Source organism: Streptomyces aquilus (assembly GCF_003955715.1).
In the GTDB taxonomy this organism is placed as follows: Bacteria; Actinomycetota; Actinomycetes; order Streptomycetales; family Streptomycetaceae; genus Streptomyces; species Streptomyces aquilus.
Genome location: NZ_CP034463.1, coordinates 2,237,406 through 2,262,840, shown reverse-complemented (window position 1 = coordinate 2,262,840; position 25,435 = coordinate 2,237,406). Strand labels below are relative to the sequence as shown.

At 72.0% G+C, this 25,435-nt stretch carries 25 protein-coding genes and 5 tRNA genes; 21 read left to right on the top strand and 9 right to left on the bottom strand.

The genetic code is table 11. The annotated features are described in order from the left end of the window. Window positions 1–43 precede the first annotated feature (43 nt). From EJC51_RS10450 to EJC51_RS10440, 3 genes are all read left to right on the top strand, one after another. Window positions 44–1,234: a glycerophosphodiester phosphodiesterase gene (locus tag EJC51_RS10450; RefSeq protein WP_126270812.1), complete on the top strand. Its 1,191-nt coding sequence runs from the start codon at window positions 44–46 to the stop codon at window positions 1,232–1,234. Between the two features lie 73 nt (window positions 1,235–1,307). Further along, on the top strand, window positions 1,308–1,838 hold the full coding sequence (locus tag EJC51_RS10445) for an RNA polymerase sigma factor (protein ID WP_126270811.1): 531 nt from the start codon (window positions 1,308–1,310) through the stop codon (window positions 1,836–1,838). Between the two features lie 45 nt (window positions 1,839–1,883). Continuing rightward, window positions 1,884–2,381, top strand: coding sequence for a GNAT family N-acetyltransferase (locus EJC51_RS10440; protein WP_097261625.1), 498 nt, complete (start codon window positions 1,884–1,886; stop codon window positions 2,379–2,381). Here EJC51_RS10440 and EJC51_RS10435 read toward each other — a convergent pair. Together EJC51_RS10435 and EJC51_RS10430 are read right to left on the bottom strand one after the other, a co-directional pair. Beyond that, a complete protein-coding gene (locus tag EJC51_RS10435; protein ID WP_244362575.1) occupies window positions 2,371–2,814 on the bottom strand; it encodes a hypothetical protein in 444 nt (147 codons plus the stop codon). The two genes, EJC51_RS10440 and EJC51_RS10435, sit on opposite strands and share 11 nt — an antisense overlap. Beyond that, window positions 2,795–3,154, bottom strand: a complete 360-nt coding sequence (locus EJC51_RS10430) for a hypothetical protein (protein ID WP_126270810.1) — start codon at window positions 3,152–3,154, stop codon at window positions 2,795–2,797. Before EJC51_RS10430 ends, EJC51_RS10435 begins: the two co-directional genes overlap by 20 nt. 111 nt (window positions 3,155–3,265) lie before the next feature. On the opposite strand from EJC51_RS10430, the gene EJC51_RS10425 reads away from it, so the two are divergent. The 10 genes from EJC51_RS10425 to EJC51_RS10380 all read left to right on the top strand — a co-directional run bounded on the left by EJC51_RS10425 (window position 3,266) and on the right by EJC51_RS10380 (window position 16,778). Beyond that, complete coding sequence (locus EJC51_RS10425; RefSeq protein WP_126270809.1) at window positions 3,266–3,916, top strand: HAD family hydrolase; 651 nt, start codon at window positions 3,266–3,268, stop codon at window positions 3,914–3,916. A 321-nt stretch (window positions 3,917–4,237) separates the two neighbouring features. Then, window positions 4,238–5,269 (top strand): methionine ABC transporter ATP-binding protein, encoded by a 1,032-nt coding sequence (locus EJC51_RS10420; RefSeq protein WP_126276893.1) that lies wholly within the window; start codon window positions 4,238–4,240, stop codon window positions 5,267–5,269. After that, window positions 5,266–5,991 carry a methionine ABC transporter permease gene (locus tag EJC51_RS10415; RefSeq protein WP_079311824.1) on the top strand — a complete coding sequence of 242 codons (726 nt, stop codon included), beginning with the start codon at window positions 5,266–5,268 and terminating at the stop codon, window positions 5,989–5,991. The genes EJC51_RS10420 and EJC51_RS10415 overlap by 4 nt, the downstream gene beginning before the upstream one ends. Window positions 5,992–6,069: 78 nt before the next feature. After that, window positions 6,070–6,909: a MetQ/NlpA family ABC transporter substrate-binding protein gene (locus EJC51_RS10410; RefSeq protein ID WP_126270808.1), complete on the top strand. Its 840-nt coding sequence runs from the start codon at window positions 6,070–6,072 to the stop codon at window positions 6,907–6,909. A 10-nt stretch (window positions 6,910–6,919) separates the two neighbouring features. Next, window positions 6,920–7,741: a MetQ/NlpA family ABC transporter substrate-binding protein gene (locus EJC51_RS10405; RefSeq protein ID WP_126270807.1), complete on the top strand. Its 822-nt coding sequence runs from the start codon at window positions 6,920–6,922 to the stop codon at window positions 7,739–7,741. Window positions 7,742–7,894: 153 nt separating this feature from the next. Continuing rightward, window positions 7,895–8,533, top strand: coding sequence for a GNAT family N-acetyltransferase (locus EJC51_RS10400; protein WP_165951304.1), 639 nt, complete (start codon window positions 7,895–7,897; stop codon window positions 8,531–8,533). Between the two features lie 102 nt (window positions 8,534–8,635). Continuing rightward, window positions 8,636–9,847: a precorrin-6y C5,15-methyltransferase (decarboxylating) subunit CbiE gene (gene cbiE, locus EJC51_RS10395; protein WP_126270805.1), complete on the top strand. Its 1,212-nt coding sequence runs from the start codon at window positions 8,636–8,638 to the stop codon at window positions 9,845–9,847. A gap of 367 nt (window positions 9,848–10,214) precedes the next feature. Next, window positions 10,215–14,498: a nicotinate-nucleotide--dimethylbenzimidazole phosphoribosyltransferase gene (gene cobT, locus EJC51_RS10390; protein WP_126270804.1), complete on the top strand. Its 4,284-nt coding sequence runs from the start codon at window positions 10,215–10,217 to the stop codon at window positions 14,496–14,498. A 164-nt stretch (window positions 14,499–14,662) separates the two neighbouring features. After that, window positions 14,663–15,895 (top strand): uroporphyrinogen-III C-methyltransferase, encoded by a 1,233-nt coding sequence (cobA, locus tag EJC51_RS10385; protein WP_126270803.1) that lies wholly within the window; start codon window positions 14,663–14,665, stop codon window positions 15,893–15,895. Window positions 15,896–15,959: 64 nt separating this feature from the next. Beyond that, the gene (locus EJC51_RS10380; protein WP_126270802.1) at window positions 15,960–16,778 is read left to right on the top strand and encodes a TrmH family RNA methyltransferase; all 819 of its coding nucleotides are present in this window, start codon (window positions 15,960–15,962) and stop codon (window positions 16,776–16,778) included. 40 nt (window positions 16,779–16,818) lie between these two features. Here EJC51_RS10380 and EJC51_RS10375 read toward each other — a convergent pair whose 3' ends face one another. After that, window positions 16,819–18,225 (bottom strand): serine/threonine-protein kinase, encoded by a 1,407-nt coding sequence (locus EJC51_RS10375; protein ID WP_208870817.1) that lies wholly within the window; start codon window positions 18,223–18,225, stop codon window positions 16,819–16,821. A gap of 196 nt (window positions 18,226–18,421) precedes the next feature. Between EJC51_RS10375 and EJC51_RS10370 the strand changes: the two genes are divergently transcribed. The 4 genes from EJC51_RS10370 to EJC51_RS10355 all read left to right on the top strand — a co-directional run bounded on the left by EJC51_RS10370 (window position 18,422) and on the right by EJC51_RS10355 (window position 20,621). Next, window positions 18,422–18,697, top strand: a complete 276-nt coding sequence (locus EJC51_RS10370; RefSeq protein ID WP_126270800.1) for a hypothetical protein — start codon at window positions 18,422–18,424, stop codon at window positions 18,695–18,697. 197 nt (window positions 18,698–18,894) lie between these two features. Then, window positions 18,895–19,092 (top strand): hypothetical protein, encoded by a 198-nt coding sequence (locus tag EJC51_RS10365; protein ID WP_126270799.1) that lies wholly within the window; start codon window positions 18,895–18,897, stop codon window positions 19,090–19,092. Window positions 19,093–19,311: 219 nt separating this feature from the next. Continuing rightward, window positions 19,312–20,247, top strand: coding sequence for a phosphotransferase family protein (locus EJC51_RS10360; RefSeq protein ID WP_126270798.1), 936 nt, complete (start codon window positions 19,312–19,314; stop codon window positions 20,245–20,247). An 80-nt stretch (window positions 20,248–20,327) separates the two neighbouring features. Then, the gene (locus EJC51_RS10355; RefSeq protein WP_126270797.1) at window positions 20,328–20,621 is read left to right on the top strand and encodes a TFIIB-type zinc ribbon-containing protein; all 294 of its coding nucleotides are present in this window, start codon (window positions 20,328–20,330) and stop codon (window positions 20,619–20,621) included. Between the two features lie 62 nt (window positions 20,622–20,683). On the opposite strand, the gene EJC51_RS10350 is transcribed toward EJC51_RS10355, so the two are convergent. The 5 genes from EJC51_RS10350 to EJC51_RS10330 form a co-directional block, all read right to left on the bottom strand. Further along, a tRNA-Val gene (locus tag EJC51_RS10350) sits at window positions 20,684–20,755 on the bottom strand. Window positions 20,756–20,787: 32 nt separating this feature from the next. Next, window positions 20,788–20,859: transfer RNA gene (locus tag EJC51_RS10345), tRNA-Val, on the bottom strand. 32 nt (window positions 20,860–20,891) lie between these two features. Continuing rightward, a tRNA-Val gene (locus tag EJC51_RS10340) sits at window positions 20,892–20,963 on the bottom strand. A gap of 1 nt (window position 20,964) precedes the next feature. Then, window positions 20,965–21,038, bottom strand: a tRNA-Cys gene (locus tag EJC51_RS10335). 41 nt (window positions 21,039–21,079) lie between these two features. After that, a tRNA-Gly gene (locus EJC51_RS10330) sits at window positions 21,080–21,152 on the bottom strand. A 177-nt stretch (window positions 21,153–21,329) separates the two neighbouring features. On the opposite strand from EJC51_RS10330, the gene EJC51_RS10325 reads away from it, so the two are divergent. From EJC51_RS10325 to EJC51_RS10315, 3 genes are all read left to right on the top strand, one after another. Continuing rightward, window positions 21,330–22,379, top strand: coding sequence for a chorismate-binding protein (locus EJC51_RS10325; RefSeq protein ID WP_126270796.1), 1,050 nt, complete (start codon window positions 21,330–21,332; stop codon window positions 22,377–22,379). 70 nt (window positions 22,380–22,449) lie between these two features. Next, window positions 22,450–23,271, top strand: coding sequence for an aminotransferase class IV (locus tag EJC51_RS10320; protein ID WP_126270795.1), 822 nt, complete (start codon window positions 22,450–22,452; stop codon window positions 23,269–23,271). Window positions 23,272–23,337: 66 nt separating this feature from the next. Further along, complete coding sequence (locus EJC51_RS10315) at window positions 23,338–24,162, top strand: GNAT family N-acetyltransferase (RefSeq protein ID WP_126270794.1); 825 nt, start codon at window positions 23,338–23,340, stop codon at window positions 24,160–24,162. Window positions 24,163–24,191: 29 nt separating this feature from the next. Here the strand turns inward: EJC51_RS10315 and EJC51_RS10310 are convergent, their stop codons facing one another. Then, entirely contained in the window at window positions 24,192–24,713 is a 522-nt protein-coding gene (locus EJC51_RS10310) for a DsbA family protein (RefSeq protein WP_126270793.1), read from the bottom strand. A 185-nt stretch (window positions 24,714–24,898) separates the two neighbouring features. On the opposite strand from EJC51_RS10310, the gene EJC51_RS10305 reads away from it, so the two are divergent. Further along, the gene (locus EJC51_RS10305; RefSeq protein WP_126270792.1) at window positions 24,899–25,339 is read left to right on the top strand and encodes a hypothetical protein; all 441 of its coding nucleotides are present in this window, start codon (window positions 24,899–24,901) and stop codon (window positions 25,337–25,339) included. Window positions 25,340–25,435 lie beyond the last annotated feature (96 nt).

Below are 25,435 nucleotides of genomic sequence, written 5' to 3'. Positions count from 1 at the left end.
TACGATCGGCCCGCACTGACGAGCCGACGCAAGGAGGGCGCTCATGGGATCGCAGGATTCTCAGGCCGTGGACGGGCAGACGGGTGTAACCGGACGGCGGGCGCTCCTCGGCGCGGCCGTCCTCGGCGCCGGGGGAGCGGTCCTCGGTCTGTCCGGTGCGGCGAGAGCCGCCGCGGCCGACGGGACCGCAGAGGTACGGCACGGCGGCGGGCTGAGAAGCCTGCCCGTGCCGACGATCATCGGTCACCGGGGTGCCAGCGGCTACCGGCCCGAGCACACGTTCGGGTCGTACCAGCTCGCCCTCGACCTCGGCGCGCATGTCGTCGAGGCCGGCGACCTGGTGCCCACCAAGGACGGTCACCTGGTCTGCCGTCATGAGCCGGAGATCGGCGGCACGACGGACGTCGCGGACCACAAGGAGTTCGCCGACCGCAGGACGACGAAGGTGCTGGACGGCGTCTCCGTCACCGGCTGGTTCACCGAGGACTTCACGCTCGCCGAGCTGAAGACCCTGCGCGCGATCGAGCGCATCCCGGCCAACCGCCCGCACAACACCCTCTACAACGGGCGCTGGGAGATCCCCACGTTCGAAGAGGTCCTGAAGTGGCAGGACGAGCAGACCCGCAAGCGCGGCCGACAGGTGTGGATCTACCCGGAGACCAAGCACCCCACCTACTTCCGCAAGCTCGGCCTGGGCCTTGAGGAGCGGGTCGCCAAGCTGCTGCGCAAGCACGGCAAGGACGGCCGCAACGCCCCGGTCATCCTCCAGTCCTTCGAGCCCAGCAGCATCCAGCGCCTGAACCGTCTGGTCGACAACCCGCTGGTCGTCCTGCTCTCCTCGGCGACCAGCCGCCCCTGGGACTTCGTCGAGGCGGGCGACCCGCGCACCGTCGCCGACCTGATCACCCCCGCCGGGCTCCGCGAGATCGCCGGGTACGCCCAGGGCATCGGCCCCACCCTCGACCTGGTCATCCCGAAGGACGCGAACGGCGACCTCACCACCCCGACCACTCTTGTCGCCGACGCGCACAAGGTGGGGCTGATCCTGCACCCCTACACCATGCGCAACGAGAACCCCTTCCTGCCGACGAGCTTCCGCAAGGGCACCGACGCCGACGCGTACGGCGATGTCTTCGGCGCCTACAAGACGTACTTCGCCACCGGCATCGACGGTGTCTTCACCGACAACCCGGACACCGGTCTGCTGGCCCGCGAGGACTTCGTCAACAGCTGAGCGCCCGCCCCCGATCGGGGTGACAACCGGCCGTCCGGGAAACCCGCACCCGGACGGCCGCGTCGTGAGTCATATGACGTACGACCTGGTCACCGCCCCGCAGCACGATCTGCTCACCTCTCTCCGTCCGCTGCTCACCGCCGAGGCCTCCGCGGAGGCGCACGCCTCCGGCGCCGAACCCGGCGACCTGGAACAGGCGGTCTGGCTCCGCCTCCTGGAGCGCCTCGACACCGACGGCCCGCCCGTGGACCCGCCGGGCTGGCTCCGCCGGGCCGTCCGCTCCGAGGCGCGCCGCTCCCGTCGTACGACCCGACTCGAACGGCCGTATGAGACGGAACCCGCGGACGAGGCGGGCGGCACCCCCGAGGACCATGTCCTGGCCGCCGCGCGGCGCCGGGCGCTGCGGGACGCGGTGCGCCGACTGCCCGGGCGGTGCCCGCGTCTGATGGAGGCGCTGCTCTCCCCGAAGGACCTCACCTACCGGGAAATCGCGGGGGAGTTGGGTATCTCACAGGGCAGTCTCGGTCCGGAACGTTCCAGATGCCTGGGATGTCTGCGTCGTTTGCTCACGCCGGAGGTTGCGGCCCGCGGAGCGCGGGGATAGGAGTGAGGGACGACAGGCGATCAGGTGAGCGGGAGGCGTGCGCACATGGGCATGAGCGTGACCATCTCTGCGGCGACCGTGCAGGACGCGGAGCAGATCTTCAGGTTGCAGTACCTGTGCTTCCAGAGCGAGGCGGCGCTGTACGGCAACTACCGCATCGATCCGCTCGTCCAGAGCCTGGACTCGGTCCGTGAGGAGGTCGTCTCGGACTGCGTCTTCGTGGCCCGGCTCGGCGAGGAGGTCGTCGGCTCGGTCCGCGGCCATGTCACCGAGGACGGCTCGGCCGCCATCGGCAAGCTCTGCGTGCACCCCCGCCTCCAGGGCCACGGCATCGGCGCCCGGCTGCTGAGGGCGGCGGAGTCGGCCCTGGCCGAGGAGCGCGGCGCCACCCGCTTCCGCCTCTTCACCGGCCACCGCAGCGAGGGCAACCTCCGCCTGTACCGCAAGGTCGGCTACGAGGCGGTGGGCACGTCCCAGGGCAACGACGGCGTACCGATGATCGTCCTGGAGAAGCCGGCCGGGACGTACGCGGCTACCGCGTAGCGCCGGCGGTACCGGCCTTCCGCAGCCAGTACAGCGCGGACAGCGGCAGCAGCACGGGAATGAAGATGTAGCCCATGCCGTAGTCCGACCACACCGTCGCGTCCGGGAAGGCCGACGGCTCGATCAGGGTCCAGGTACCGACGATCAGCACACCCGCGAGTTCGGCGGCGCAGCACACCTGCGCCGCCTTCCGGGCCGTCTCGCCGCCCCGGACCAGCGAGTACGTGATGAACCCGTAGACCAGCCCCGCCACCGCGGACAGCGAGTAGGCGAGCGGCGCGCGGTCGAACTCGGTGGCGATCTGGTACGCCGAGCGCGACACCGCGCCGACCACCATCACCCCGTACAGCCAGACCAGCAGCATCCCCGGCCCGCTGATCAGCCGCGTCGGCTTCTCCTCCGTCGCCGCCACCTCAGCCTCCCCAGATGTCATAGAGCCGCACCTCCAGCACCGCCAGCACCACACCGCCGGCGGCCGCCGTCACCGAGCCCCACTTCGAGCGCTCGGTCAGCGACATCAGCCCCGCCGCCGGGACACACGCGAACGCACCCAGCAGATACGCCACGAAGATCGTCGTCCCCTGCTCCGGCTTCTCGCCCCGGGCCAGCTGCACGATCCCCACGACCAGCTGGACGATCGCCAGCAGCGACACCACGCCCATCCCGATGAAATGCCAGTCCTTCGTCGGCTGGTCACGGTAGGCGGCCCAGCCGCACCAGGCGGCGAGCAGCAGCGCGGCGACGCCGGTCACGAGCGTCAGGGCATCAAGCATGCAGCGACCTTATTACGGCGCGGAAGACCGACCGGGGTCGGCCCCGGCCTCGCCCCGAGGCCGCGTGCAGCGAGATTCGAGCAAGCGGCGCGACCCCGTAGGGTCGAGGGCATGAAGATCCGTGCACAGGCCATGCTTTTCGACAACGACGGCACGCTCGTCTCCTCCCTCGCGTCCGTGGACCGATGCTGGCGGCAGTGGGCCGAGGAGTACGGCATCACGGCCGAGGACTTCGCGCGCGTGGAGCTGCACGGGCGGCCGGCCGTCGAGATAGCCGCCGACCTGCTACCCGCCGAGATCGTGCCCGAGGCCGTCGCACGGATCGAGAAGCTGGAGGTGGAGGACGTACCCAACGGAGGTGTCCAGCTGCTGCCCGGCACCCGGGACTTCCTCGCCTCGCTGCCCGCCGACCGGTGGGCCGTCGTCACCTCCGCCACCCGGCGGCTCGCCGAGGCCCGCCTCGACGCCGTCGGCATCCTGCCCAAGACCCTCGTCTCCGCCGACGACATCACCCGCGGCAAGCCCGACCCCGAGCCCTACCTCCTCGCCGCCCGCGAGCTCGGCGTCGACCCCGCCGACTGCGTCGTCTTCGAGGACGCCCCGGCGGGCCTCGCGGCCGGCCGCGCCGCCGGGATGATCACCGTGGCGTTGACCACAACCCACCAGGCCCACGAGCTGGACGCCGACCTGGTGGTCGAGAACCTGTCGGCCTTGTCCGCACTGGTCACCGCCGGGGGAGTGGAGATCTCCGTCCGCGCCTGACCCTGTCCGCCGCTGTCCAGCATGCGGACAGCGGCGGTTGGTAAGGACCATGCGTCTGCTTTACTGATTCCATGACCACGACGAGCTGCCGCACCTTTGCGACCGAGGCGACCATGACGCCCGGTGCTCGCTGTATGTGTCGAATGTGCGCCTTCTAGAGGGCCCCCGCACCACCCCTGAGTCTCGCGCCCCGAAGCGAGCAGCCGTGGCATGTCCGTACGTGTTTCCCCGTACGTGACCGTGCTGCCCCGCGCACACCCGTTCCTCTCGTACCAGGGCACACCCACGCCCGCGTACGAACTCGACAGTGATGGAATCCCAGTGATCACCACATCGGGCCTGACCAAGGTCTACCGCTCACGCGGCCGCGAGGTCACCGCCCTCGACGGCGTCGATCTCCACGTCCGCGAAGGCGAGGTGTACGGCGTCATCGGCCAGTCCGGCGCCGGCAAGTCGTCCCTCATCCGCTGCGTCAACCTGCTGGAGCGCCCCACCGCCGGCACGGTCACCGTCGCCGGCCGGGACCTCACCGCCCTCGCCGGGCGCGGCCCGCGGGCCGGCAAGGAACTCCGCGAGGCGCGCAGCCGTATCGGCATGGTCTTCCAGCACTTCAACCTGCTGTCCTCCCGGACCGTCCAGGACAACGTCGAGCTGCCGCTGGAGATCCTCGGCAAGTCGGGGAAGGAGCGCTCGCGCAAGGCCCTCGAACTCCTCGACCTCGTCGGGCTCGCCGACAAGGCCAAGGCCTACCCGGCCCAGCTCTCCGGCGGCCAGAAGCAGCGCGTCGGCATCGCCCGCGCGCTGGCCGGCGACCCCAAGGTGCTGCTCTCCGACGAGGCCACCAGCGCCCTCGACCCGGAGACCACCCGCTCCATCCTCCAGTTGCTGCGCGACCTGAACCGGCAACTGGGCCTGACCGTCCTGCTCATCACGCACGAGATGGACGTCGTGAAGTCGATCTGCGACTCCGCCGCCCTCATGGAGAACGGCCGCATCGTCGAGTCCGGGACGGTCAGCGAGCTGCTCGCGACCCCCGGCTCCGAGCTCGCCACCGCGCTCTTCCCGGTCGGCGGCGAGGCCACCGGCGCCGACCGCACCGTCGTCGACGTCACCTTCCACGGCGAGGCCGCGACCCAGCCGGTCATCTCCCAGCTGTCGCGCACCTACAACATCGACATCTCCATCCTCGGCGCCGCCATCGACACCGTCGGCGGTCTCCAGGTCGGCCGGATGCGCATCGAACTCCCCGGCCGCTACGAGGACAACGTCGTTCCGGTCGGCTTCCTGCGCGAGCAGGGCCTCCAGATCGACGTCGTCGGTGAAGACCTGCTGGTGAAGGAAGGTGCCAAGTGACCTGGTCCGAGATGCAGCCCCTGCTGTCCCAGGCGTGTTGGGACACCCTCTACATGGTCGGCTGGTCCACCGTCATCGCCGTCGTCGGCGGTCTCCCGCTCGGCGTCCTCCTCGTCCTCACCGACCGGGGCGGACTCCTCCAGAACGTCGTCGCCAACAAGGTCATCGGGCAGGTCGTGAACGTCGCCCGCTCGATGCCGTTCATCATCCTGATGGTCGCCCTGATGGGGTTCACCCGCTCCATCACGGGCACCACCATCGGCCGTGAGGCCGCGATCGTGCCCCTCGCCATCGGCGCCATCCCGTTCTTCGCGCGTCTGGTCGAGACGGCTGTCCGCGAAGTGGACGGCGGTCTCGTCGAGGCCGTGCAGTCGATGGGCGGCAACACCTGGACCATCGTCCGCAAGGTCCTCGTACCGGAGTCGCTGCCCTCGCTGATCGCCAGCACCACGACCACGATCGTGGCGCTGATCGGCTACTCCGCCATGGCCGGCACCGTCGGCGCCGGCGGCCTGGGAGACATCGCCATCCGCTACGGCTACCAGCGCTTCGAGACCCAGCTCATGTGGATCACCGTCGCGATCCTCGCGGTCGTCATCTCGCTGATCCAGTTCGCCGGCGACTTCGCGGCCCGCTCGCTGCACAGCCGCGGCGGCAAGACGGGCCCGGCGCCGAAGCTGCGGCTGCTGAAGGCCGCGACGGCGGACACCAAGACCGTCTGACCTCGCCCCCCTCACCCCTAAAAACTTCCCCGCACCACAAACGCGGGGTCGCTCTGCCCAAAAGGAAAGGCACTTTTCGTGCGTAACACCGCAAAGCTCACCACCGCCGTCCTCGCCGCCGGAGCCCTCACCTTCGGGCTCACCGCCTGCGGCTCCGAGGACTCCTCCGCCGCCGGTTCCTCCTCCGACTCCAGCGGACCGCTGGTCGTCGCCGCGAGCCCCGTCCCGCACGCCGAGATCCTCACCTACGTCAAGGACCACCTGGCGAAGAAGGCGGGCCTCGACCTGGAGGTCAAGGAGTTCACGGACTACGTCACGCCGAACACGGCGACGGAGGACGGCTCGGTCGACGCCAACTACTTCCAGAACCAGCCGTACCTCGACGACTTCAACAAGAAGAACGGCACCCACATCGTGCCCGTCGTGACGGTCCACCTGGAGCCGCTCGGCCTCTACTCCCACAAGGTGAAGAGCGCCGACGCGCTGAAGAGCGGCGCGACGGTCGCGGTCCCGAACGACAGCGTCAACGAGGCCCGCGCCCTCAAGCTGCTCGCCGCCAACGGGATCATCACGCTCAAGGACGGCGTGGGCAACGAGGCGACCCCCGCCGACATCACCAAGAACCCCAAGAACCTCAAGTTCAAGGAGCTGGAGGCGGCCCAGACCCCGCGCTCCTTGGACGACGTCGACGCGGCCGTCATCAACGGCAACTACGCCATCGAGGCCGACCTGTCCCCGGCCGAGGACGCCCTCGTCCTGGAGTCCGCCAAGGACAACCCGTACGGCAACTTCCTCGCGGTGAAGGACGGTAACGAGAACGACCCGCGCGTGAAGAAGCTCGCGAAGCTCCTCACCTCGCCCGAGGTCAAGAAGTTCATCGAGGACAAGTACGACGGCTCCGTCATCGCGTCCTTCTGAGGCACCCGACATGCGCAAGACACTCACCGCCGCCTCGGTCCTCGCTCTCGCCCTCGGGCTCGCCGCCTGCGGCTCGGACTCCGGTGACGGCGGTGGTGACGACGGCACCCTGGTCGTCGGCGCCACCGCCGTCCCGGCCGGCGAGGTCCTGACGTACATCAAGGACAACCTCGCCGCGAAGGCGGGCCTGAAGCTGGAGATCAAGGAGTTCACGGACTACGTCGTGCCGAACACCGCGCTCCAGGAGGGCTCGCTGGACGCGAACCTCTACCAGAACAAGCCCTACCTGGACGACTTCAACAAGTCCAAGGGCACCGACCTCGTACCGGTCGTGGACGCCTACCTCCCGCCCATGGGCGTCTACTCGAAGAAGGTCACGGACGTCACGAAGCTCGCCGACGGAGCCACCGTCGCCGTGCCCAACGACACCACCAACGAGGGCCGCGCGCTGAAACTCCTCGCCGCCAAGGGCGTCATCACGCTCAAGGACGGCGCGGCCACCGACGCGTCCCCCGCGGACATCGAGGCCAATCCCAAGCACCTGACGTTCAAGGAGCTGGAACCGGCCCAACTGCCGCGCTCGCTCGACGACGTGGCCGCCGCGGTCATCAACAACAACTACGCCCAGGACGCGGGCCTCAGCCCCACCGAGGACGCGATCCTCCTGGAGTCGGCGAAGGGCAACCCCTACGCCAACCTCCTCGCCGTCAAGCGCGGCAACGAGGACGACCCCCGGGTCGAGAAGCTCGCGAAGCTCCTGACCTCCGCGGAGGTCAGGAAGTTCATCGAGGACAAGTACCAGGGCAGCGTCCTGCCGGTCACCACCGGCTGACGGCGCGTATACCGCGTATCGCCACGCACAGGGTCCACTCGCTCACCCCGGGTGGACCCTGTAGTGCGGTCCAGTGCTTTCATGCTGCATGCTGGGCAGTTCAGCAGGACCCCGGCAGGACTTGAAGGTTTTCCGAAGGTTACGGAGCGGCGCATGACTAGCACCTTCCCCAACATCTCCATCAGCACGGAGCGGTTGGTGCTGCGTCCCCTCGACGAGGACGATGTGCCCGCCCTGACCGAGATGATGAACGACGAGCAGATCGCCGCCTGGACCGACGTCCCCCAGCCCTTCACCGAGGAGAACGCGCGCGGCTGGATCACCGAGTACGCGCCCACCGAACGCGCCGCGGGCCGCGGCCTCGACCTCGCCGTCACCGAGTTCCTCACCCAGCGCCTGGTCGGCATCGTCCAACTCACCAAGACCAACTGGCACATCAGGTCCACCGAACTGTCGTACATCATCGCCCCCTGGGCCCGCGGCGAGGGCTACGCCTCCGAGGCCGCCCTCGCCACCGCCCAATGGCTGTTCACCGACCAGAAGTTCGAGCGCATAGAGCTCCGCACGGCCGCCGACAACACCGCCTCCCAGCAGGTCGCCCAGAAGATCGGCTGCATCAGCGAGGGCGTCCTGCGCAACGCCTGCATAGCGCGCGTCCGCACCGAGGACGACACCTGGGCCGACGTCCGCACCGACTTCATCGTCTGGAGCCTGCTGCCGGAGGACCTGGAGGGTGCCGGGGAGCAGCTGGCCGACACGAACGGTTTCACGTCGTACGGCGACTGGAACTGAACCAGGGGCGGACGGTACCGCTGCCGCGTTCGCCGGGTCGACCAGGTACCCTCACGGAGCCCGCCCCCTGACGACCTGCGCAAACCCTGGAGACTGACGACGATGGCCGACCGGGTCACGGTGATCGGCTGGGACGGCTCGCCCCTGACGGCCGCGGCACGCGCCGCGCTCGGCGCCGCCACGCTGGTGGCAGGCGCCGCCCACCACCTGGCACTGCCCGAGGTGCCGCCCGCCGCCGAGCGCATCCGCCTCGGCAGCGTCTCGCTGGCCGCCCGCCGGATCGCCGGCCACCGCGGCACCGCGGTCGTCCTCGCGGACGGCGACCCCGGCTTCTTCGGAGTCGTACGCACCCTGCGCGCACCCGAGTTCGGCCTGGAGGTCGAGGTCGTCCCCGCCGTTTCCTCGGTCGCCGCCGCCTTCGCCCGCGCCGGCATGCCCTGGGACGACGCCCAGGTGGTCGTCGCACACCGCCGCACCCTGCGCCGCGCGGTGAACGTGTGCCGCGCCCACACCAAGGTCGCCGTCCTCACCTCACCCGGCGCGGGCCCCGCCGAACTCGGCCTCCTCATGGAGGGCGTCCACCGCACCTTCGTCATCTGCGAGGAACTGGGCACCGACCGCGAACAGGTCACCATCCTCACCTCCGACAAGGCCGCCGACCACACCTGGCGCGACCCCAACGTGGTCATCGTCATCGGCGGCCCGGTCAGCGCGGGGGAGGACGGCGGCTGGATCTCCGGACGCGATCCGGGCACCGGGCCCCGCGGCTGGACCCAGCCCGCCGAGGCCTACGACGGCCCGCTCGGCGAAGGGGAGACGGATCTGCTGCGCGCGGCCCAACTCGCCCGCCTCGGCCCACGCGTCGGCGATCTCGTCTGGGACATCGGCTGCGGCAGCGGCGCCTTCGCCGTCGAGGCCGCCCGGGCCGGCGCCGCCGTCCTCGCCGTCGACCACGACCTCACCGCCTGCGGCCGCACCGACGCGGCCGCCCGCCGCTTCGGCGTCCAGCTCCAGATCGTCCGCGGCACCGCCCCGCACGTCCTGGAGAACCTGCCCGAACCGGACGTCGTCCGCGTCGGAGGCGGGGGAGCGGCGGTCGTCTCCGCGGTCGCCGACCGCCGCCCGCAGCGCATCGTCGCCCACGCCTCGACGCGCGACGAGGCCGAACTCATCGGCCGAGACCTGACGGAGCACGGCTACCGCGTCGAGTGCGCCCTCCTCCAGTCCCTCGAACTCGACACCAGGGCCTGGACGGAGACGGAACGGAGCGTCGCGTTCCTGCTCAGCGGGGCGCTCGCCGATCGCACGGTGTGACTCCGTACGCCGTCCCGGTGATCCTGTTGTCGTACCGCGCGCGGTAGGCTGGCCGACTGTTGTACCGCACCCGGTGGCCCGGTCTTTCGTTCGTCAATGTCCGGAAAACGCGCCCGTTTTGGGGTGGGTGTGGTACGGCAGAACCGGAGGACGCGCAACGTGGCGCAGTCCACAGCGGGCTGTCGCGGATCAACCTGTCGCGACGGGGGAACGGCCGGGACAATGCCAGTTAATGGCTTTGTCGTCTTTCTCGGCGGGCCGTTCGTGCCGCTGGGCACGCACGCTCGTTCTTCACTGCGGGGGCGGTCGGTGCGCCGTTCCCGGTGAGCTGGTCGTAGAAGCACTAACCGATGGGCGAGGGGTACGCATGACCGACACCGGCCAGGTCCCGGGCGAGGGGCTGCCGGAGAACGCAGGCATGGTGGAGCAGCCGGGCGTCCCCGCGCACGGTGCGTACACCTACCTCTCCGAGACCACCGCCGAGGACGAAGACCTGTTGCTGCTGCCGGGTGCCCAGGGCGCATGGGGCAACGAGGTCGCCCCGCCCGCACCGGAGCCCGTCGTCGAGACCGTGCACGCACCGCCGGCGGAAGCCGCGCCGGAGCCGCCGGTGGACCCGGCGCACCAGGCCTACGCGGACCCGGCGCATCAGGCCTTCGCGGACCCGGGGCACGAGCCGCTCGCCGACGCGACGCACCAGCCCTTCGGCGAGGCGGCCGTGCAGGAGTCCCTCGGGGAGCCGGTGCCGGCCGCCTCCTACGGGGACGGCGTGCACGAACCCGGTCCGCACGAGATGTCCGGTCGCGACAGCGGCTCGGTCGACCTCGGTGGCGTCCGCCTGCCCACCCCGCAGCCCGTCGCCACGGCCCCGTCGGCTCCCACGACGCCGATCCCGCCGATCACGCCCCGCCGGCCCCTGCACCTCGGCCCGCCCATCCCCGACGCTTCCGCGAGCCCGGTCCGCTCCCTCGCCGACCGCGGCCCCGCGGGCGCGCCGACCCGTCACGCGGGCCCGCCGACCACGGGCCCGGAGTACCTCGACATCCCTCAGCCCCTGCGCGAGATGGCCCCGCAGGGCGCCTCCGCCTGGGGCGCCCCCGCTCCGGCGGGTGCGGTGGCCCAGGCTGCCGAAACGGTTGTCCCGGCCGCCGAGCCCACAGCCCAGCACGCCCCCGAGCCGGTGGGCGCGGCCCAGGCCGCGGTCGCCCGCCTGACCACACAGGCCGGCGTCGTCGGTGGGGTGGGTCAGCTTGGGGAGGCGCAGTCGGAGGGTGTGCAGCCGGAAGGCGTGCAGTCAGAAAACGTGCAGTCGGAAGGCGCGTATCCCGAGGGTGTGCAGCCTGGACCGGCGCCGATCGGGGGTGAAGGCGTTCCGGTAGAGGGCGAGGGTGCGCCCGTCGCCGGTGCGGGGGGCGACGCGGACGGTGAGATGGCCGCTGCGGCTTCTGACACTCCTGCCGCTTCCACGGCTCCGGTGACCTCCGCAGCCTCCGAGGCTTCTGCGGTGGCTCAGACGCCGGGTGCCGGGGAAGAGCCCGTCGCTGACGCCGCTGTAGCGGACGCAGGTCAGGCCCTGGTCGCCGAGGTGACCTCCGAGGCCGAGGCCGAACCCACGGCCGACGTGGCCCAGGGCATCGAGCCTCCGGTAGCGCCGGAGGCTCCCGAGGCCCTGGCACCGGAGGAGCCCCAGGAGGCGCTCGCGTCCGAGATCGGGCAAGCGCCGGTTGCCGAGGTCGCCGCTGACGCAGGACAGGCTGTCGAGGCCGAGGCCTCCGACCCTGCCGCCGCCCTTCCGGAAGAAGCCGCACCTGAGGTCGCCGGACCCGAGGCCACGGTGCCCACGGCTCCCGCGCCCGACGTCGTACCGGCCCCCTCGGAGGCGGAGGCCGGCGTGGACCAGCCCGCGTCGGAGCCCCCGCTCGCCACGGCCCCCGAGGCCGCCGCCATGGCTCCCGAGGCTGCCGCCACGACCCCCGAAGTCGACGCCGCGACCCCCGAAGTCGACGCACCGGCTCCCGAGGCCGCCGCCACGCCCCCCTCCGAACCCGTCGCCCAGCCCGAGGGCACCCCGGCCACGCCCGCCGAACCCGTTGCCGCCGCCGCGGCCACCGTCGTAGAGCCGTCGCCCGAAGTCGCGCCCGGCACCGAGCAGTTGCCCGCCCCCGCGGACATCGCACAGGCGCAGACCGAGCAGCCGGCCGACCCCGCCGAGCAGCCGGCCGTCCCCGCCGCTCAGCCGGACGGCGCCACCGCATCTCACAACGCGGTCGCCCCGTCCCACACCCCGGACGCCCCGCAGCCCGAGGCCCCGGAGGCCACCTCCCTGGACGCACCGGCAGCCACCCCCCTGGACGCACCGGCTCCCGCGCCCCTGACGGACGCGGCCCACCCCGCCGACCTCCAGCCCGCCCCCACCGCCGCCCCCACCGCCGCGCCCGCCCCGGCCCCCGAGGCCTCCGGACCGGCGGACGCCCCGCAGCAGCCCCTGCCCACGCCCCCGCAGCCACTCGTCGGCCAACCCGCGGGCCCCCAGGTCCTCTTCATGGACCAGGCCACCCCCGCACAGACCCCGGCCGCCCCGGACCTCGCGTCCGGCGCGCCGTGGACCTCGCACCCCGAGCAGCCCGTGGGACAGTTCGTCCCCGTGGAGGGTTCGGTGCCGACCACACCACACCTGGCCCCCACCCCGCCGCAGCCGCTCGTACTCCCCACGGAAGCGGCCGAGGCCGGGCAGGCGCCCGAGACCGGCGAGACCGAGGTACCCACGGCTCAGGGCCAACCCGCCGTCCCCGCCCCCCGAGACGGCGCCCCCGAACTCGAAGACGCAGAACTCGCACAGAACGCCGACGACCTGGACACCCGGGCCGCCGATCAGGAAGAAAGCACGGCCACCGTGGAAGAAGTACGTCAGTCCACCGGCCCGGCCGCGCCCGCCTACGACGATGCCGAGCGCGAGGCCGTCCTCAAGGTCATGCGCGAGCGCCGCGACATCCGCAACGGCTTCCGCGGCGACCCCATCCCGCACGAGGTGCTGCTCCGCGTCCTGGAGGCGGCCCACACGGCCCCGTCCGTCGGCCACTCGCAGCCGTGGGACTTCGTGGTCATCCGCTCCGCGGACACCCGGCGCAGCATGCACGAGCTGGCGATGCGCCAGCGCGACGCGTACGCCAAGTCCCTGCCCAAGGGCCGGGCGAAGCAGTTCAAGGAACTGAAGATCGAGGCGATCCTCGACACCCCGGTGAACATCGTCGTCACCGCCGACCCGACCCGCGGCGGCCGCCACACCCTCGGCCGGCACACCCAGCCCCAGATGGCGCCGTACTCCGCCGCGCTCGCCGTCGAGAACCTCTGGCTCGCCGCCCGCGCCGAGGGCCTCGGCGTCGGCTGGGTCAGCTTCTTCGACGAGCGCGAGATGGTCCGCGCCCTCGGTCTGCCCGAGCACCTGGAGGTCATCGCGTACCTGTGCGTCGGGTACGTCGACGAGTTCCCGGACGAGCCCGAGCTGATGCAGGCCGGCTGGTCCAAGCGCCGCCCGCTGTCGTGGGTGGTGCACGAGGAGACGTACGGCCGTCGCGCGCTGCCCGGCGAGGAGCCGCACGACCTGCTCGCGGAGACGGTCGCCCAGATCCGCCCGCTGGACGCGAAGGCGCTCGGCGAGGCCTGGGAGCGGCAGAAGCGGATGACCAAGCCGGCCGGCGCGCTCGGCATGCTGGAGATCATCTCCGCCCAGCTGTCCGGCCTGTCCCGCCAGTGCCCGCCGCCGATCCCGGAGCCCGCGGCCGTCGCGATCTTCGCCGGCGACCACGGCGTGCACGCGCAGGGCGTCACCCCCTGGCCGCAGGAGGTGACGGCCCAGATGGTGGCCAACTTCCTGGGTGGGGGCGCGGTCTGCAACGCGTTCGCGAGCCAGGTGGGCGCCGAGGTCTGCGTGGTGGACGTCGGCGTCGCGGCCGACCTCCCCGCCACCCCCGGTCTGCTGCCCCGCAAGGTCCGGGCGGGCACGTCCGACATGACGACCGGTCCCGCGATGACCCGCGAGGAGGCCCAGCAGGCCATCGAGGTCGGCATCGAGACGGCCCGCGACCTGGTGGCGGCCGGTAACAAGGCGCTGCTGACGGGCGAGATGGGCATCGCGAACACCACGGCGTCCGCGGCCCTGATCTCGGTCTTCACGGACACCGACCCGGCCGAGGTGACGGGCCGCGGCACCGGCATCAACGACGAGACCCTCGCTCGCAAGACCGAGGTCGTCCGCCGTGCCATCGAGGTCCACCAGCCGGACCCGGCCGACCCCATCGGCGTCCTCGCGGCGATCGGCGGCTTCGAGCACGCGGCGATGGTCGGTCTCCTCCTGGGCGGCGCCTCCCTGCGCACCCCGGTGATCCTGGACGGCGTCAGCGCCGGCGCCGCCGCCCTCGTCGCCCGCGCGATCGCCCCCGAGGTCCTCGCGGCCTGCATCGCGGGCCACCGCAGCGCCGAGCCCGGCCATGTGGCCGCCCTGAACAAGCTCGGCCTGCGCCCCCTGGTCGACCTCGACCTGCGCCTCGGCGAAGGCACCGGCGCGCTGCTGGCCCTCCCGCTCGTCCAGAGCACGGCGAGGGCGATGCACGAGGTGGCGACGTTCGACTCGGCGGGGGTAACCGAGAAGTAGGACGGGCACGCGAGGGCTCGGGGGATTCCCTCGAGCCCTTCTGCCCGTGCGCCCGCACCCGGCACCGCAGCCCAGCCACCGGACACCTCAGCCGCCCAGACCGCCCGCCCTTTAAAATCTGCACGTCAGGGCCCCCGCCAAGCCCCCAGAGGAGCCGCACCCTCATGGCCGAAAACCCCGCCTACCCCGTAGGCCTCCGCCTCACCGGCCGCAAGGTCGTCGTCCTCGGCGGCGGCCAGGTCGCCCAGCGCCGCCTCCCGGCCCTGATCGCGGCGGGCGCGGACATCCTCCTCGTGTCCCCCGAGGCCACCCCCTCCGTCGAGGCCATGGCGGACGCGGGCGAGATCACCTGGGAGAAGCGCCCCTACACGACCGGCGACCTCGCCGACGCCTGGTACGCCCTCATCGCCACCAGCGACCCCGCGGCGAACACCGCGGCCTCCGCCGAAGCCGAAGCGCACCGCGTCTGGTGCGTCCGCTCCGACGACGCCGACCAGGCCACCGCCTGGACCCCCGCCACCGGCCACAGCGAGGGCGTCACCGTCGCGGTCCTCACCACCGACGCGCGCGGCCGCGACCCCCGCCACACCGCCGCCATCCGCGACGCGGTCGTCGAGGGACTCCGCGACGGCACCCTCGTCGCCCCCCACCACCGCACCCGCACCGCGGGCGTCGCCCTCGTCGGCGGCGGCCCCGGCGACCCGGACCTCATCACGGTCCGCGGCCGCCGCCTGCTCGCCGAGGCCGACGTCGTCATCGCCGACCGCCTCGGCCCCCGCGACCTCCTCGCCGAACTCCCGCCGCACGTCGAGGTGATCGACGCGGCGAAGATCCCGTACGGCCGTTTCATGGCCCAGGAGGCCATCAACAACGCGCTGATCGAGCACGCCAAGCAGGGCAAGTCGGTCGTACGACTGAAGGGCGGCGACCCCTACGTCTTCGGCCGTGGCATGGAGGAGCTGCACGCCCTCGCCGAGGCCGGCATCCCCTGCACCGTCGTCCCCGGCATCTCCAGCTCGATCTCGGTCCCGGGCGCGGCCGGCATCCCGGTCACCCACCGCGGTGTCGCACACGAGTTCACGGTGGTCAGCGGCCATGTCGCCCCTGGCGACGAGCGCTCCCTGGTCGACTGGCCGGCGCTCGCCCGGCTCACCGGCACTCTCGTGATCCTCATGGGCGTGGACAAGATCGGCAAGATCGCGGAGACGCTCGTGGCCCACGGCAAGCCGGCGGACACCCCGGTCGCCCTGATCCAGGAGGGCACCACGGCCGCCCAGCGCCGCGTGGACGCCACCCTCGCGACGGTCGGCGAGACGGTCGTACGCGAGGACGTGAAGCCCCCGGCGGTGATCGTCATCGGCGAGGTCGTCACCGTAGGCCCGGAGGCATCCGAGTAACCCCGGGTAACCCAACTCGTTCCCAGCCGTTGGCACCGCACCCAGAGCAAGGCAGTATCACCCTGTGGCCGATCTCATCACCGTCGAGGACCCCGACGACCCGCGCCTGCGCGACTACACAGGCCTGACCGACGTGGAGCTGCGCCGCAAGCGCGAACCGGCCGAGGGCCTGTTCATCGCCGAGGGCGAGAAGGTCATCAGACGGGCCAAGGACGCCGGCTACGAGATGCGTTCGATGCTGCTGTCCGCCAAGTGGGTCGACGTCATGCGCGACGTCATCGACGAGCTCCCGGCGCCGGTCTACGCCGTCAGCCCGGAGCTCGCCGAGCGGGTCACCGGCTACCACGTGCACCGCGGCGCGCTCGCCTCCATGCAGCGCAAGCCGCTCCCGACGGCGACCGACCTCCTCCAGGCGGCCCGCCGGGTCGTGGTCATGGAGTCGGTCAACGACCACACCAACATCGGCGCGATCTTCCGCTCGGCGGCGGCCCTGGGGATGGACGCGGTCCTGCTCTCCCCGGACTGCGCGGACCCGCTCTACCGCCGCAGCGTGAAGGTCTCGATGGGCGCGGTCTTCTCCGTCCCCTACGCCCGTCTCGACACCTGGCCCAAGGGCCTGGAGTCGGTCCGCGAGGCCGGCTTCTCGCTCCTCGCCCTCACCCCGGACGAGAAGGCCAAGACCCTCGACGAGGCGGCCCCCCACAAGATGGACCGCGTCGCTCTGATGCTCGGCGCGGAGGGCGACGGCCTCTCCACCCAGGCGCTGGTCGCCGCCGACGAATGGGTCCGCATCCCGATGGCCCACGGCGTCGACTCCCTCAACGTGGGCGCGGCGGCAGCGGTCGCCTTCTACGCGGTGGCGACGGGCCGCCCCGAGCTGTAGGCCCCGGAGTCCGTGAGCCGGGGAGTCACCCTCTGACGCCTCAGTCGGACGTCTCCACCGTCGACTCGAACCGCTCGGACATCAACTTCCCCTTGTCCAGCGGCGGATAGTGCACCTGCTGCTGCCGTACGCCGTCACGGTCGCCGCCGATGCCCCGCGCGGGTCCCTGACACCCCTGCGCCGCGGCGATGCCGAGCGCCACCAGCAGGGTCACGACCACGAACACGAACAGCCGCTGCCGCAGCAGCCGCGGATTGGCGGGCCGCCGGCCCGTCCCCGTGGTCCTGGGCGCCGGACGCCCCGTACCACTGCGCGGCGCGGGACGGCTCCCGCCGCCGGACCGCGTCGTGTTCCGCGAGGCGGGGGTCGGCCGGGCACCGGACCGGGACGTGGGGCCGCCACCCCGCGACGGCGTCCCGTTCCGCGAGGGAGCGGGCCCGCGCGAGGACGACGGCGTACCGCCGCGCGGCGCCGGAGTGCGCTGCGTGGGCCCCGGCTGCGTGCCCTGAGGCCGCCGCTGCTGCACCCGCTGCGGGTCGGAGTAGCTCTCGGTCACCCGCCCGGCGGGCCGGTCGACGTCGGCGCCGCGCGGCGCGGGCGGCCGTACGTCGGCAAGCCCCTGCGCCTCCCGCGCGGCGATCTCCTTGAGCCGCAACGACAGTTGGAGCGTGCTGGGCCGCTCCTCGGGGTCCTTGGCGAGACAGGCCCGCACGAGCGGAGCAAGAGCGTCCGGTACGCCGTGCAGCTGCGCCTCCTCGTGCACGACCCGGTACAGCATCACCTCGGAACTGCCGTGCCCGAAGGGCGAGTCGCCCATCGAGGCGTACGCCAGCGTCGCCCCGAGCGAGAACACGTCGGTGGCCGGAGTGACGGCCGCGCCGCGCACCTGCTCCGGCGCGAGAAAGCCGGGCGAGCCGACGGCGGTGCCGACGTGCGTGAGCGTCGAGGCCCCCGTCGCCCAGGCGATCCCGAAGTCGATGATCCGCGGCCCCTTGGGGGAGAGCAGGATGTTGGACGGCTTCAGATCCCGGTGCACCACACCGGCCTCGTGCACCGCGACCAGCCCCTCCGACAGCGCCGCACCGATCGCGGCGACCTCGGCCGCGACCAGGGACCCCTCGTCGGCGACCTTGTCGTGCAGGGAGGGCCCGGGCACGTACTGGGTGGCGAACCACGGCCGCTCGGCCTCCAGATCGGCCGCCACCAGCCGTGCCGTACAACCACCCCTGATCCGCCGGGCCGCCGAGACCTCACGCGCGAACCGCGAACGGAACTCCTGGTCCTCCGCCAGATCGGGCCGGATCACCTTCAGCGCGACCCGCTGCCCCTTCTTGTCGGAGCCCAGGTAGACGACGCCCATACCGCCCGCGCCGAGCCGTCTGTGAAGCCTGAACGAGCCGACGACGCGCGGGTCCTCGCGCCTCAGGCGCATCATCGCCATGTTCATCCCCGCTGCCCGGTCCGTGTGACGAGCCACAGCTTACGTTTATGCGGCCGCCCGCGCGCAGAGGCCGCGCCCTCTCGTCCCGACGGATTGTCAGTGCCCGGTGGGAGAATTGAAGGGTGGTCAGGGAGTGCGCGAACAGCGGGGCTTTGACGGCCGCGCTCTCCCAACCATCCATCGCAGAAGGGGGATTGAACCCGTGAAGGGTGATCGCGTGGAGATAGTCGTGGACGCAGGGGACACGACGCGCACGTACGAGGTGGTGGCGAGCAGAGCGGGCCGCCGAGTGGAGACGGCGGTCCGCCGAGGAGTCGTGGAAGTGAGCGAAGTCACCCGCAGCGGCTCCGTCGTCCGGACGGCCCGCTTCATGGCGACCCGCGTCCTGGCGCTGGTCGAGCAGCCGGTGCCGCGCGAGGACAGCTCGGAGAAAACCGGGCAGACCGGGCGCCCCCTCCGGGAAGACCCGGAGACCTAGGTCTCCGTCTCCACCCAGGGGAGTACTCCGCAGGTCATGGCTCATCCTCCGGGAGGCCCGGCAATCGGTACGAGGGCATGACGTGCGGCGCTCGCCGCCCGCCTAGATTTGAGGTCAAGCGGCGGGTGCAGCACTCGTCCCCCGAGGTCAGACACCCGCCGCTGCCAACGACAACGGAAACGGTCAGGAGAGGGACCATGGCCCACACGGCACCGCGGACGATCGTCCGCACACAGGGACGCACCACGTTCCGCCCCCGCCGCGCGGGCCGTCGCCACCCCTTGGTGGCGACGCTGATGGCCCTTCCTCCTGCGGTCCTGCTCTTCCTCCTCTTCGGAGGCTGGGAGACGGTGGCCACACAGGCGTCGTCCGTGGGCGTGATGCTGGGGCGCTGAGCGGCGACCCCAGGCCCGGAAGAGCGGTCCGGGCGGGGACATCCACCCATGAAACCCCGTGGGGACGGGGGTGCGGCGGACGGCAAAAATGCCGGCGCAGCTGGGGAGCTGCGCCGGCATTGCTTTTTCCGCGATGCGGTCGTCGCGAACAGCTCTGCCTCGGTCGATGCGGGACCCCGGTACCCTCCAGCCTGACCGTGCACCGCCCGAGGGAGCCCCGTGACCGCCACCGCCCTGCTCTCCGAGCTCACCGTCCGGGCCAAGGTCACGGCCCATGCCCGCACCACGACCTGCGTCTGCGGCACCAGCACCCTCGCCGACCGCCCCGACGCCACCGTCGTCCGCCACGCCGACACGGTCGCCAAGGCCCACGCGCCGAGCACACCCCTCGCGGAGCTGGCCCCGCGTCTCGCCACGGCCACCCGTCTCCCGGGCATCCTCCTCCCGCCGCTCGCCCCCACCCCGGCCGCCCTCCACGACCGCCTCGTCACGTTCTGGCCCTACGGCACCCCCGTGGACCCGGAGAACCCGGACGCGGCCCCCTGGGAGGCGGCGGCGGCTCTCCTCGCCCGTCTCCACCGCACCCCGGCCGCCCCGGACCTCCCCGCGATGCGCGGCCCGGCCAAGGCGGCCCTCGCCGTCGACCGCCTCCGCGCGGCGCCACCGCACCCCGCCACCCGCCCCGTCCTCGCGGCCTGGGCCTCCCTCCCCGCCTGGGCCCGCGCCGAGGCCCCCATGCCGGACACCCGCACCCTCTGCCACGGCGACCTCCACCTCGGCCAGCTCGTCCGCCACCCCGCCCCGGACGGCCCGTGGCTCCTCATCGACGTCGACGACCTCGGCACCGGCGTCCCCGCCTGGGACCTCGCCCGCCCGGCAGCCTGGTACGCCTGCGGACTGCTCCCGCCCGACGAGTGGACCCGCTTCCTCGACGCCTACCGGGCCGCGGGCGGTCCGGCCGTACCGCCGGACGGAGACCCCTGGCCCGCCCTGGACGTCCCGGCCCGCGCGGTGACCGTGCAGACCGCCGCCAGGGCCCTCACGAAGGCGCTCGCGGCGGACCGTGAGCCGGACGAGATCGAACAGTCCCTGATCGACGCCTGTGCCCGAATGGGTTCCGCCCCACCGGAGTTGACCGGGACATTCGCGAAGTAGGGTGCAACCGACCGCAGCCGGACAGTGTCTGTCCTGGCGGAACACGAAGCAGGACCGACCGGCGAGGAGTTGAGCCGACGATGCAGTGCCCCAAGTGTCACGCGCCCATGCACACGTACAACCGCAACGGTGTTCAGATCGAGCAGTGCAGTGGCTGTCGCGGGATCTTCCTGGACTACGGCGAGCTGGAGGCGCTGACCCGCCTGGAGTCCCAGTGGAGCCAGCCCGCCCCGCCGCCCCCGGCCGCCCCGCAGGCGTACCCGGCCCCCGCCGCTCCCGCCTGGGGCGCCCCGCAGCACGGCGGTCACCACGGCGGCCACTACGGCCACCATCAGCGGCACAAGAGCTTCGGCCACATGCTGTTCTCCAGCTGAGCGGCCCGACAGCCGAGCGCACACGAAGAAGCCCCCGGTACAAGGCCGGGGGCTTCGGTGTGTGGACGATACTGGGATTGAACCAGTGACCTCTTCCGTGTCAGGGAAGCGCTCTCCCGCTGAGCTAATCGTCCTCGGGATCACAGTCGAGACTGTGGATCTTGCGTGCGCGATACTGGGATTGAACCAGTGACCTCTTCCGTGTCAGGGAAGCGCTCTCCCGCTGAGCTAATCGCGCGGGTCAGACCTTCGATGATCTCGAAGATCCAGTGGACGATACTGGGATTGAACCAGTGACCTCTTCCGTGTCAGGGAAGCGCTCTCCCGCTGAGCTAATCGTCCTTGGAGGTGGAGACGGGATTTGAACCCGTGTAGACGGCTTTGCAGGCCGTTGCCTCGCCTCTCGGCCACTCCACCAGGAGTGTCGGGGGTTCGGGATGATCCCCCTTGCTCTTCCGAGCGAACGACGAGGTTCGAACTCGCGACCTCAACCTTGGCAAGGTTGCGCTCTACCAACTGAGCTACGTTCGCCTGTCTTTCCGTTCCGCTTGCGCGTCCCGGCGACGTGTTGAACTCTAGCGGATTCCTGGGCCAGTACAAAAACGCGTTTGTGCAGCGTGCTGCGCTGCGTCCGCCCGCGTACCTGCTCAGGGGCTCCGAAGGGACATGACCAGGTCACCCGCGCGACACCCGCCATAGACTCGACGCGTGCTCGACCTCGCTCCTCTCGCCCGCTTCGGTGACCGTGTCGCCACCGGTCTCCTCGACGTCACCAGCGACCCGGCCGCCCTGGACTCCAGTGGCTTCTGGGCCGTCTGTGCCGACTTCGAGGGCCGTCTGACCTGCGCCCGTTTCCGGGACGTACGACAGGAGCCGGTGCCCGCCCCGGCGCCGGGGGCGTGGCACGGCCCGGCGGTGGGGGAGTGGACGTCGTCCCTCGACCGTGCCGGGTACACGGCGGGAGTGCGGCGCATACGGGAGCACATCGCGGCCGGTGAGGTCTATCAGGCGAACCTCTGCCGCGTCCTGAGCGCGCCGGTGGCGCCCGACGCCGACGTGGACGCGCTGACCGCCCTGCTGGCCCGTGGCAACCCGGCACCCTATGCAGGAACGATCCGGCTGCCGGAGCACGGCGTGGAGATCGCCACCGCCTCACCCGAGCTCTTCCTGCGCCGCGACGGCCGGGTCGTCGAGTCCGGGCCGATCAAGGGCACCGGACGCACCGAGGCGGACCTCCTGGAGAAGGACTACGCCGAGAACGTCATGATCGTCGACCTGGTCCGCAACGACATCGGGCGGGTCTGCGCCACCGGCAGCGTCAGCGTCCCCGACCTGTGCGCCGTGGAGAAGCACCCCGGACTGGTGCACCTCGTCTCGACGGTCCGCGGTGAGCTGCGCGAGGGCGCCGGCTGGCCGGACCTGCTGGCCGCCGCGTTCCCGCCCGGCTCGGTCACCGGCGCGCCCAAGTCCAGCGCCCTGCGGATCATCGACGCCCTGGAGACGGCGCCGCGCGGCCCCTACTGCGGCGGCATCGGCTGGGTCGACGCCGACCGGGGCACCGGGGAGCTGGCCGTCGGCATCCGCACCTTCTGGATCGACCGCGCCCAGGGCGTGCTGCGCTTCGGCACCGGCGCCGGGATCACCTGGGGTTCCGACCCCGAGGGGGAGTGGCGGGAGACCGAGCTGAAGGCCGCCCGGCTGCTCGCGGTAGCGTCGGGAACGTACGAGGTGAGCGGAGAGGGACTACAGACGTCCTGAGCCGACCCGGGGGACCCCCCGGATTCCCGGCCGCGACTCATCCGGCAAGGATTCTGCGAGGTAGGGACCAGTGAGGATTTGGCTCGACGGCGGGCTCCAGGACAGCGAGTCCGCCCGCGTCTCCGTCTTCGACCACGGGCTGACCGTGGGCGACGGCATCTTCGAGACCGTGAAGGCGGTGGACGGCCGCCCGTTCGCCCTGACCCGGCACCTGGACCGGCTGACCCTTTCGGCGCGCGGTCTCGGTCTGCCCGACCCGGACCTCGACGAGGTGCGCCGCGCCTGCGCCGCCGTCCTCGACGCCAACCCGATGCCGCTCGGCCGGCTGCGCATCACCTACACCGGCGGCCACGGCCCCCTCGGCTCCGACCGCGGTGAACACGGCCCGACCCTGGTCGTCGCCCTCGGCGAGACCAAGCGGCGCCCCGACACCACGGCCGCGATCACCGTCCCCTGGACCCGCAACGAACGCGGCGCCCTGACGGGCCTGAAGACCACCTCGTACGCCGAGAACGTCGTCGCGCTCTCCCGCGCGCACGGCCAGGGTGCCTCGGAGGCGCTGTTCGCCAACACCGTCGGACAGCTCTGCGAGGGCACCGGGTCGAACGTCTTCGTCGTCCTGGACGGCGAGCTCCATACTCCGCCGCTCGCCTCCGGCTGCCTCGCGGGCATCACGCGCGCGTTGACGGTCGAATGGACCGGCGCCAAGGAGACCGACCTGCCGCTGGACGTCCTGGAGCGGGCCGAGGAGGTCTTCCTCACCTCCACCCTGCGCGACGTACAGGCCGTGCACCGCGTCGACGACCGCGAACTGCCCGGTGCGCCGGGACCGGTGACCGCGAAGGCCATGCGGATCTTCGACGAGCGGGCGGGGAACGACCTCGATCCGTGACAGCCCACTCGGCCCGTCCCGAATATTGGGCTGCCCCGGAGCACGGCAGCGGGTAGAACACCCCTGATGACCACCACCCTGCGGCCGACCGAGCCGCTCCAACAGCATGCCGACGGCACGCGTTCACGCCGCTACCAGGTGTGCGTGAACAGCCGTCCCGTCGGCGCCGTCCACCTCGGCACGTCGCCCGCCTTCGGCGCCTCGGTGGCGCGCATCCACGATCTGAGCATCGAGGAGCCCGACCGGCGCCGGGGCCGGGGGACGGTGGCCGCGCTGGCCGCCGAGGAGGTCGCGCGCGGCTGGGGCTGCCGGGAGATCGAGATCGGCGTCGCCGCGACCGAGGAGGCGGCGCTACGGCTCGTCCGGGCGCTCGGCTACGTCCTGCGCAACCGCGGAATGCGGAAGCGGCTCGCCGACACCCCGCCGACGCTGCCGGCCGGCTACCGGGCCCGCCCCATGACCGAGGCCGACTTCGACGCCTGGCTGGTGCACGAGTCCGAGGACTACGCGCGCACCTGGATCGCCCGGGGCGTGCCCGAGGCCGAGGCCCGCGCCAAGTCGCAGCGCGACCACGACACACTCCTGCCGCAGGGCTTCGCCACCGAGGACACGTGGCTCACCATCCTCGAACACGAGGGCACGCGCGTGGGCGTCCTGTGGCTCGCCCTGCGGGACGGCAAGCCGTTCGTCTACGACGTCGAGGTGGACCCGGCCCACCGGGGCCACGGCCACGGCCGCGCCCTGATGCTCCTGGCGGAGACCCAGGCACACGCCGTCGGCAGCGGCACCCTGGGCCTCAACGTGTTCGCGGGCAACACCCCGGCCGAGCGGCTGTACGAGTCACTGGGTTACGAGACGACGCGGTACGCCTTCTACAAGCCGCTGCTGTAGCCGTCGACGGGTCTGTGGAGCCGCGGGGTTCAGGCGTTCTCGGCCAGCAGCCGGTCCACGATCTCCTCGATGCGCTCGCGCAGGCCCTCCTGGCTCTTGCCGCCGTCGAGACGCTCACCGTCGACGACGTACGTCGGGGTGCCGGTCACGCCGATCGCCTTGCCCTCGGCCTGGTCGGCGTCCACGATCAGGATGTGCCGGCCGTCGATCAGCGCGGTGTCGAACTCCTCGGCGTCGAGGCCCAGTTCACCGGCCACCTCGACCAGGAAGGGCTCTCCCGCACGGTCCAGCTCCTCGACCCGCCCCAGCACGGCCTCGACGTACTCCCACGCCTTGCCCTGCTCCGCGGCCTCCTCGGCGGCCTGCGCGGCGGCGAAGGCGTGCTTGTGCTTCTCCAGCGGGAAGTGCCGCAGGCGCACCTCAAGCCGGTCGCCGTAGCGGGCCCGCAGAGCCCGGATGTCGTCCAGGGCGTCACGGCAGTCGGCGCACTGAAGCTCGCACCAGACATCGAGCACGGGAACGACGGGAGGCACGGGGGAGGAGTCACTCATGCCCTCAGTCTCCCAGCCGACCTGCGAACGACCGAATCGGCCCTGGTGCCCCCTTCGACCGGCACCTGCGGATGATCCGACCCGGAGATGTCCCTGATGTCCTGTCGGAGCATGGCCCCATGGGGTTCGGGCGGTGCAGGATGGAAGGGACGAACTGCCCGACCGACCCTGCCCTGGAGGACCGGATGATTGCCGAGACCGTCTGTTCCGCCGTCTCCGCGGCCGGCCTGGGCATCGCGGCCGTCACGGCGTACCGCAAGCGCTTCCTCGCGGCCGCCCGGATCGCCGCGTACTCCCTCGTGCCGATCGGGCTGGTGATGACCGGCGTCGTCGAGTGGGCGGCCGACACGGCGTTCAGCGTCACGGCGTGGGCCGGCTTCGCGGTGCTCGGCGCCGCCTGGCTGCTCTTCTCCGGCACGCGCGCGGTGGAACGCCGCCGCGGCGGCACCCGCAAGGAGCGCAGGGCGGCCCGGTCGGCTCAGCGTGAGGCGGTCGCCCCGGCGGCCTCGGCCCCCTCCCTCGGCCCGAGCGCCCGCCCCGCGTCCCGCCCGGCCGCCGCACCGCGCTCCGGGTCCGCGGAGGACTTCAGCGACATCGAGGCCATCCTGAAGAAGCACGGCATATGACGGACGCAGACTGACTGAAACGACACAGTCGGCCCCGATCCGAACGCGAACGTGAACGTTCTGGACCGGACATCACGGGATCCGGCGAACTACCCT

What these genes read in the sequence shown, in the direction of transcription:
- EJC51_RS10365 (WP_126270799.1), top strand. Translation starts at nt 18,895, where the DNA reads ATGGCCCACACGGCACCGCGGACGATCGTCCGCACACAGGGACGCACC.
- EJC51_RS10450 (WP_126270812.1), top strand. Translation starts at nt 44, where the DNA reads ATGGGATCGCAGGATTCTCAGGCCGTGGACGGGCAGACGGGTGTAACC.
- EJC51_RS10310 (WP_126270793.1), bottom strand. Translation starts at nt 24,713, where the DNA reads ATGAGTGACTCCTCCCCCGTGCCTCCCGTCGTTCCCGTGCTCGATGTC.
- cobA (WP_126270803.1), top strand. Translation starts at nt 14,663, where the DNA reads ATGGCCGAAAACCCCGCCTACCCCGTAGGCCTCCGCCTCACCGGCCGC.
- EJC51_RS10375 (WP_208870817.1), bottom strand. Translation starts at nt 18,225, where the DNA reads ATGAACATGGCGATGATGCGCCTGAGGCGCGAGGACCCGCGCGTCGTC.
- EJC51_RS10355 (WP_126270797.1), top strand. Translation starts at nt 20,328, where the DNA reads ATGCAGTGCCCCAAGTGTCACGCGCCCATGCACACGTACAACCGCAAC.
- EJC51_RS10440 (WP_097261625.1), top strand. Translation starts at nt 1,884, where the DNA reads ATGGGCATGAGCGTGACCATCTCTGCGGCGACCGTGCAGGACGCGGAG.
- EJC51_RS10430 (WP_126270810.1), bottom strand. Translation starts at nt 3,154, where the DNA reads ATGCTTGATGCCCTGACGCTCGTGACCGGCGTCGCCGCGCTGCTGCTC.
- EJC51_RS10405 (WP_126270807.1), top strand. Translation starts at nt 6,920, where the DNA reads ATGCGCAAGACACTCACCGCCGCCTCGGTCCTCGCTCTCGCCCTCGGG.
- EJC51_RS10305 (WP_126270792.1), top strand. Translation starts at nt 24,899, where the DNA reads ATGATTGCCGAGACCGTCTGTTCCGCCGTCTCCGCGGCCGGCCTGGGC.
- EJC51_RS10435 (WP_244362575.1), bottom strand. Translation starts at nt 2,814, where the DNA reads ATGACATCTGGGGAGGCTGAGGTGGCGGCGACGGAGGAGAAGCCGACG.
- EJC51_RS10425 (WP_126270809.1), top strand. Translation starts at nt 3,266, where the DNA reads ATGAAGATCCGTGCACAGGCCATGCTTTTCGACAACGACGGCACGCTC.
- cobT (WP_126270804.1), top strand. Translation starts at nt 10,215, where the DNA reads ATGACCGACACCGGCCAGGTCCCGGGCGAGGGGCTGCCGGAGAACGCA.
- cbiE (WP_126270805.1), top strand. Translation starts at nt 8,636, where the DNA reads ATGGCCGACCGGGTCACGGTGATCGGCTGGGACGGCTCGCCCCTGACG.
- EJC51_RS10315 (WP_126270794.1), top strand. Translation starts at nt 23,338, where the DNA reads ATGACCACCACCCTGCGGCCGACCGAGCCGCTCCAACAGCATGCCGAC.
- EJC51_RS10400 (WP_165951304.1), top strand. Translation starts at nt 7,895, where the DNA reads ATGACTAGCACCTTCCCCAACATCTCCATCAGCACGGAGCGGTTGGTG.
- EJC51_RS10445 (WP_126270811.1), top strand. Translation starts at nt 1,308, where the DNA reads ATGACGTACGACCTGGTCACCGCCCCGCAGCACGATCTGCTCACCTCT.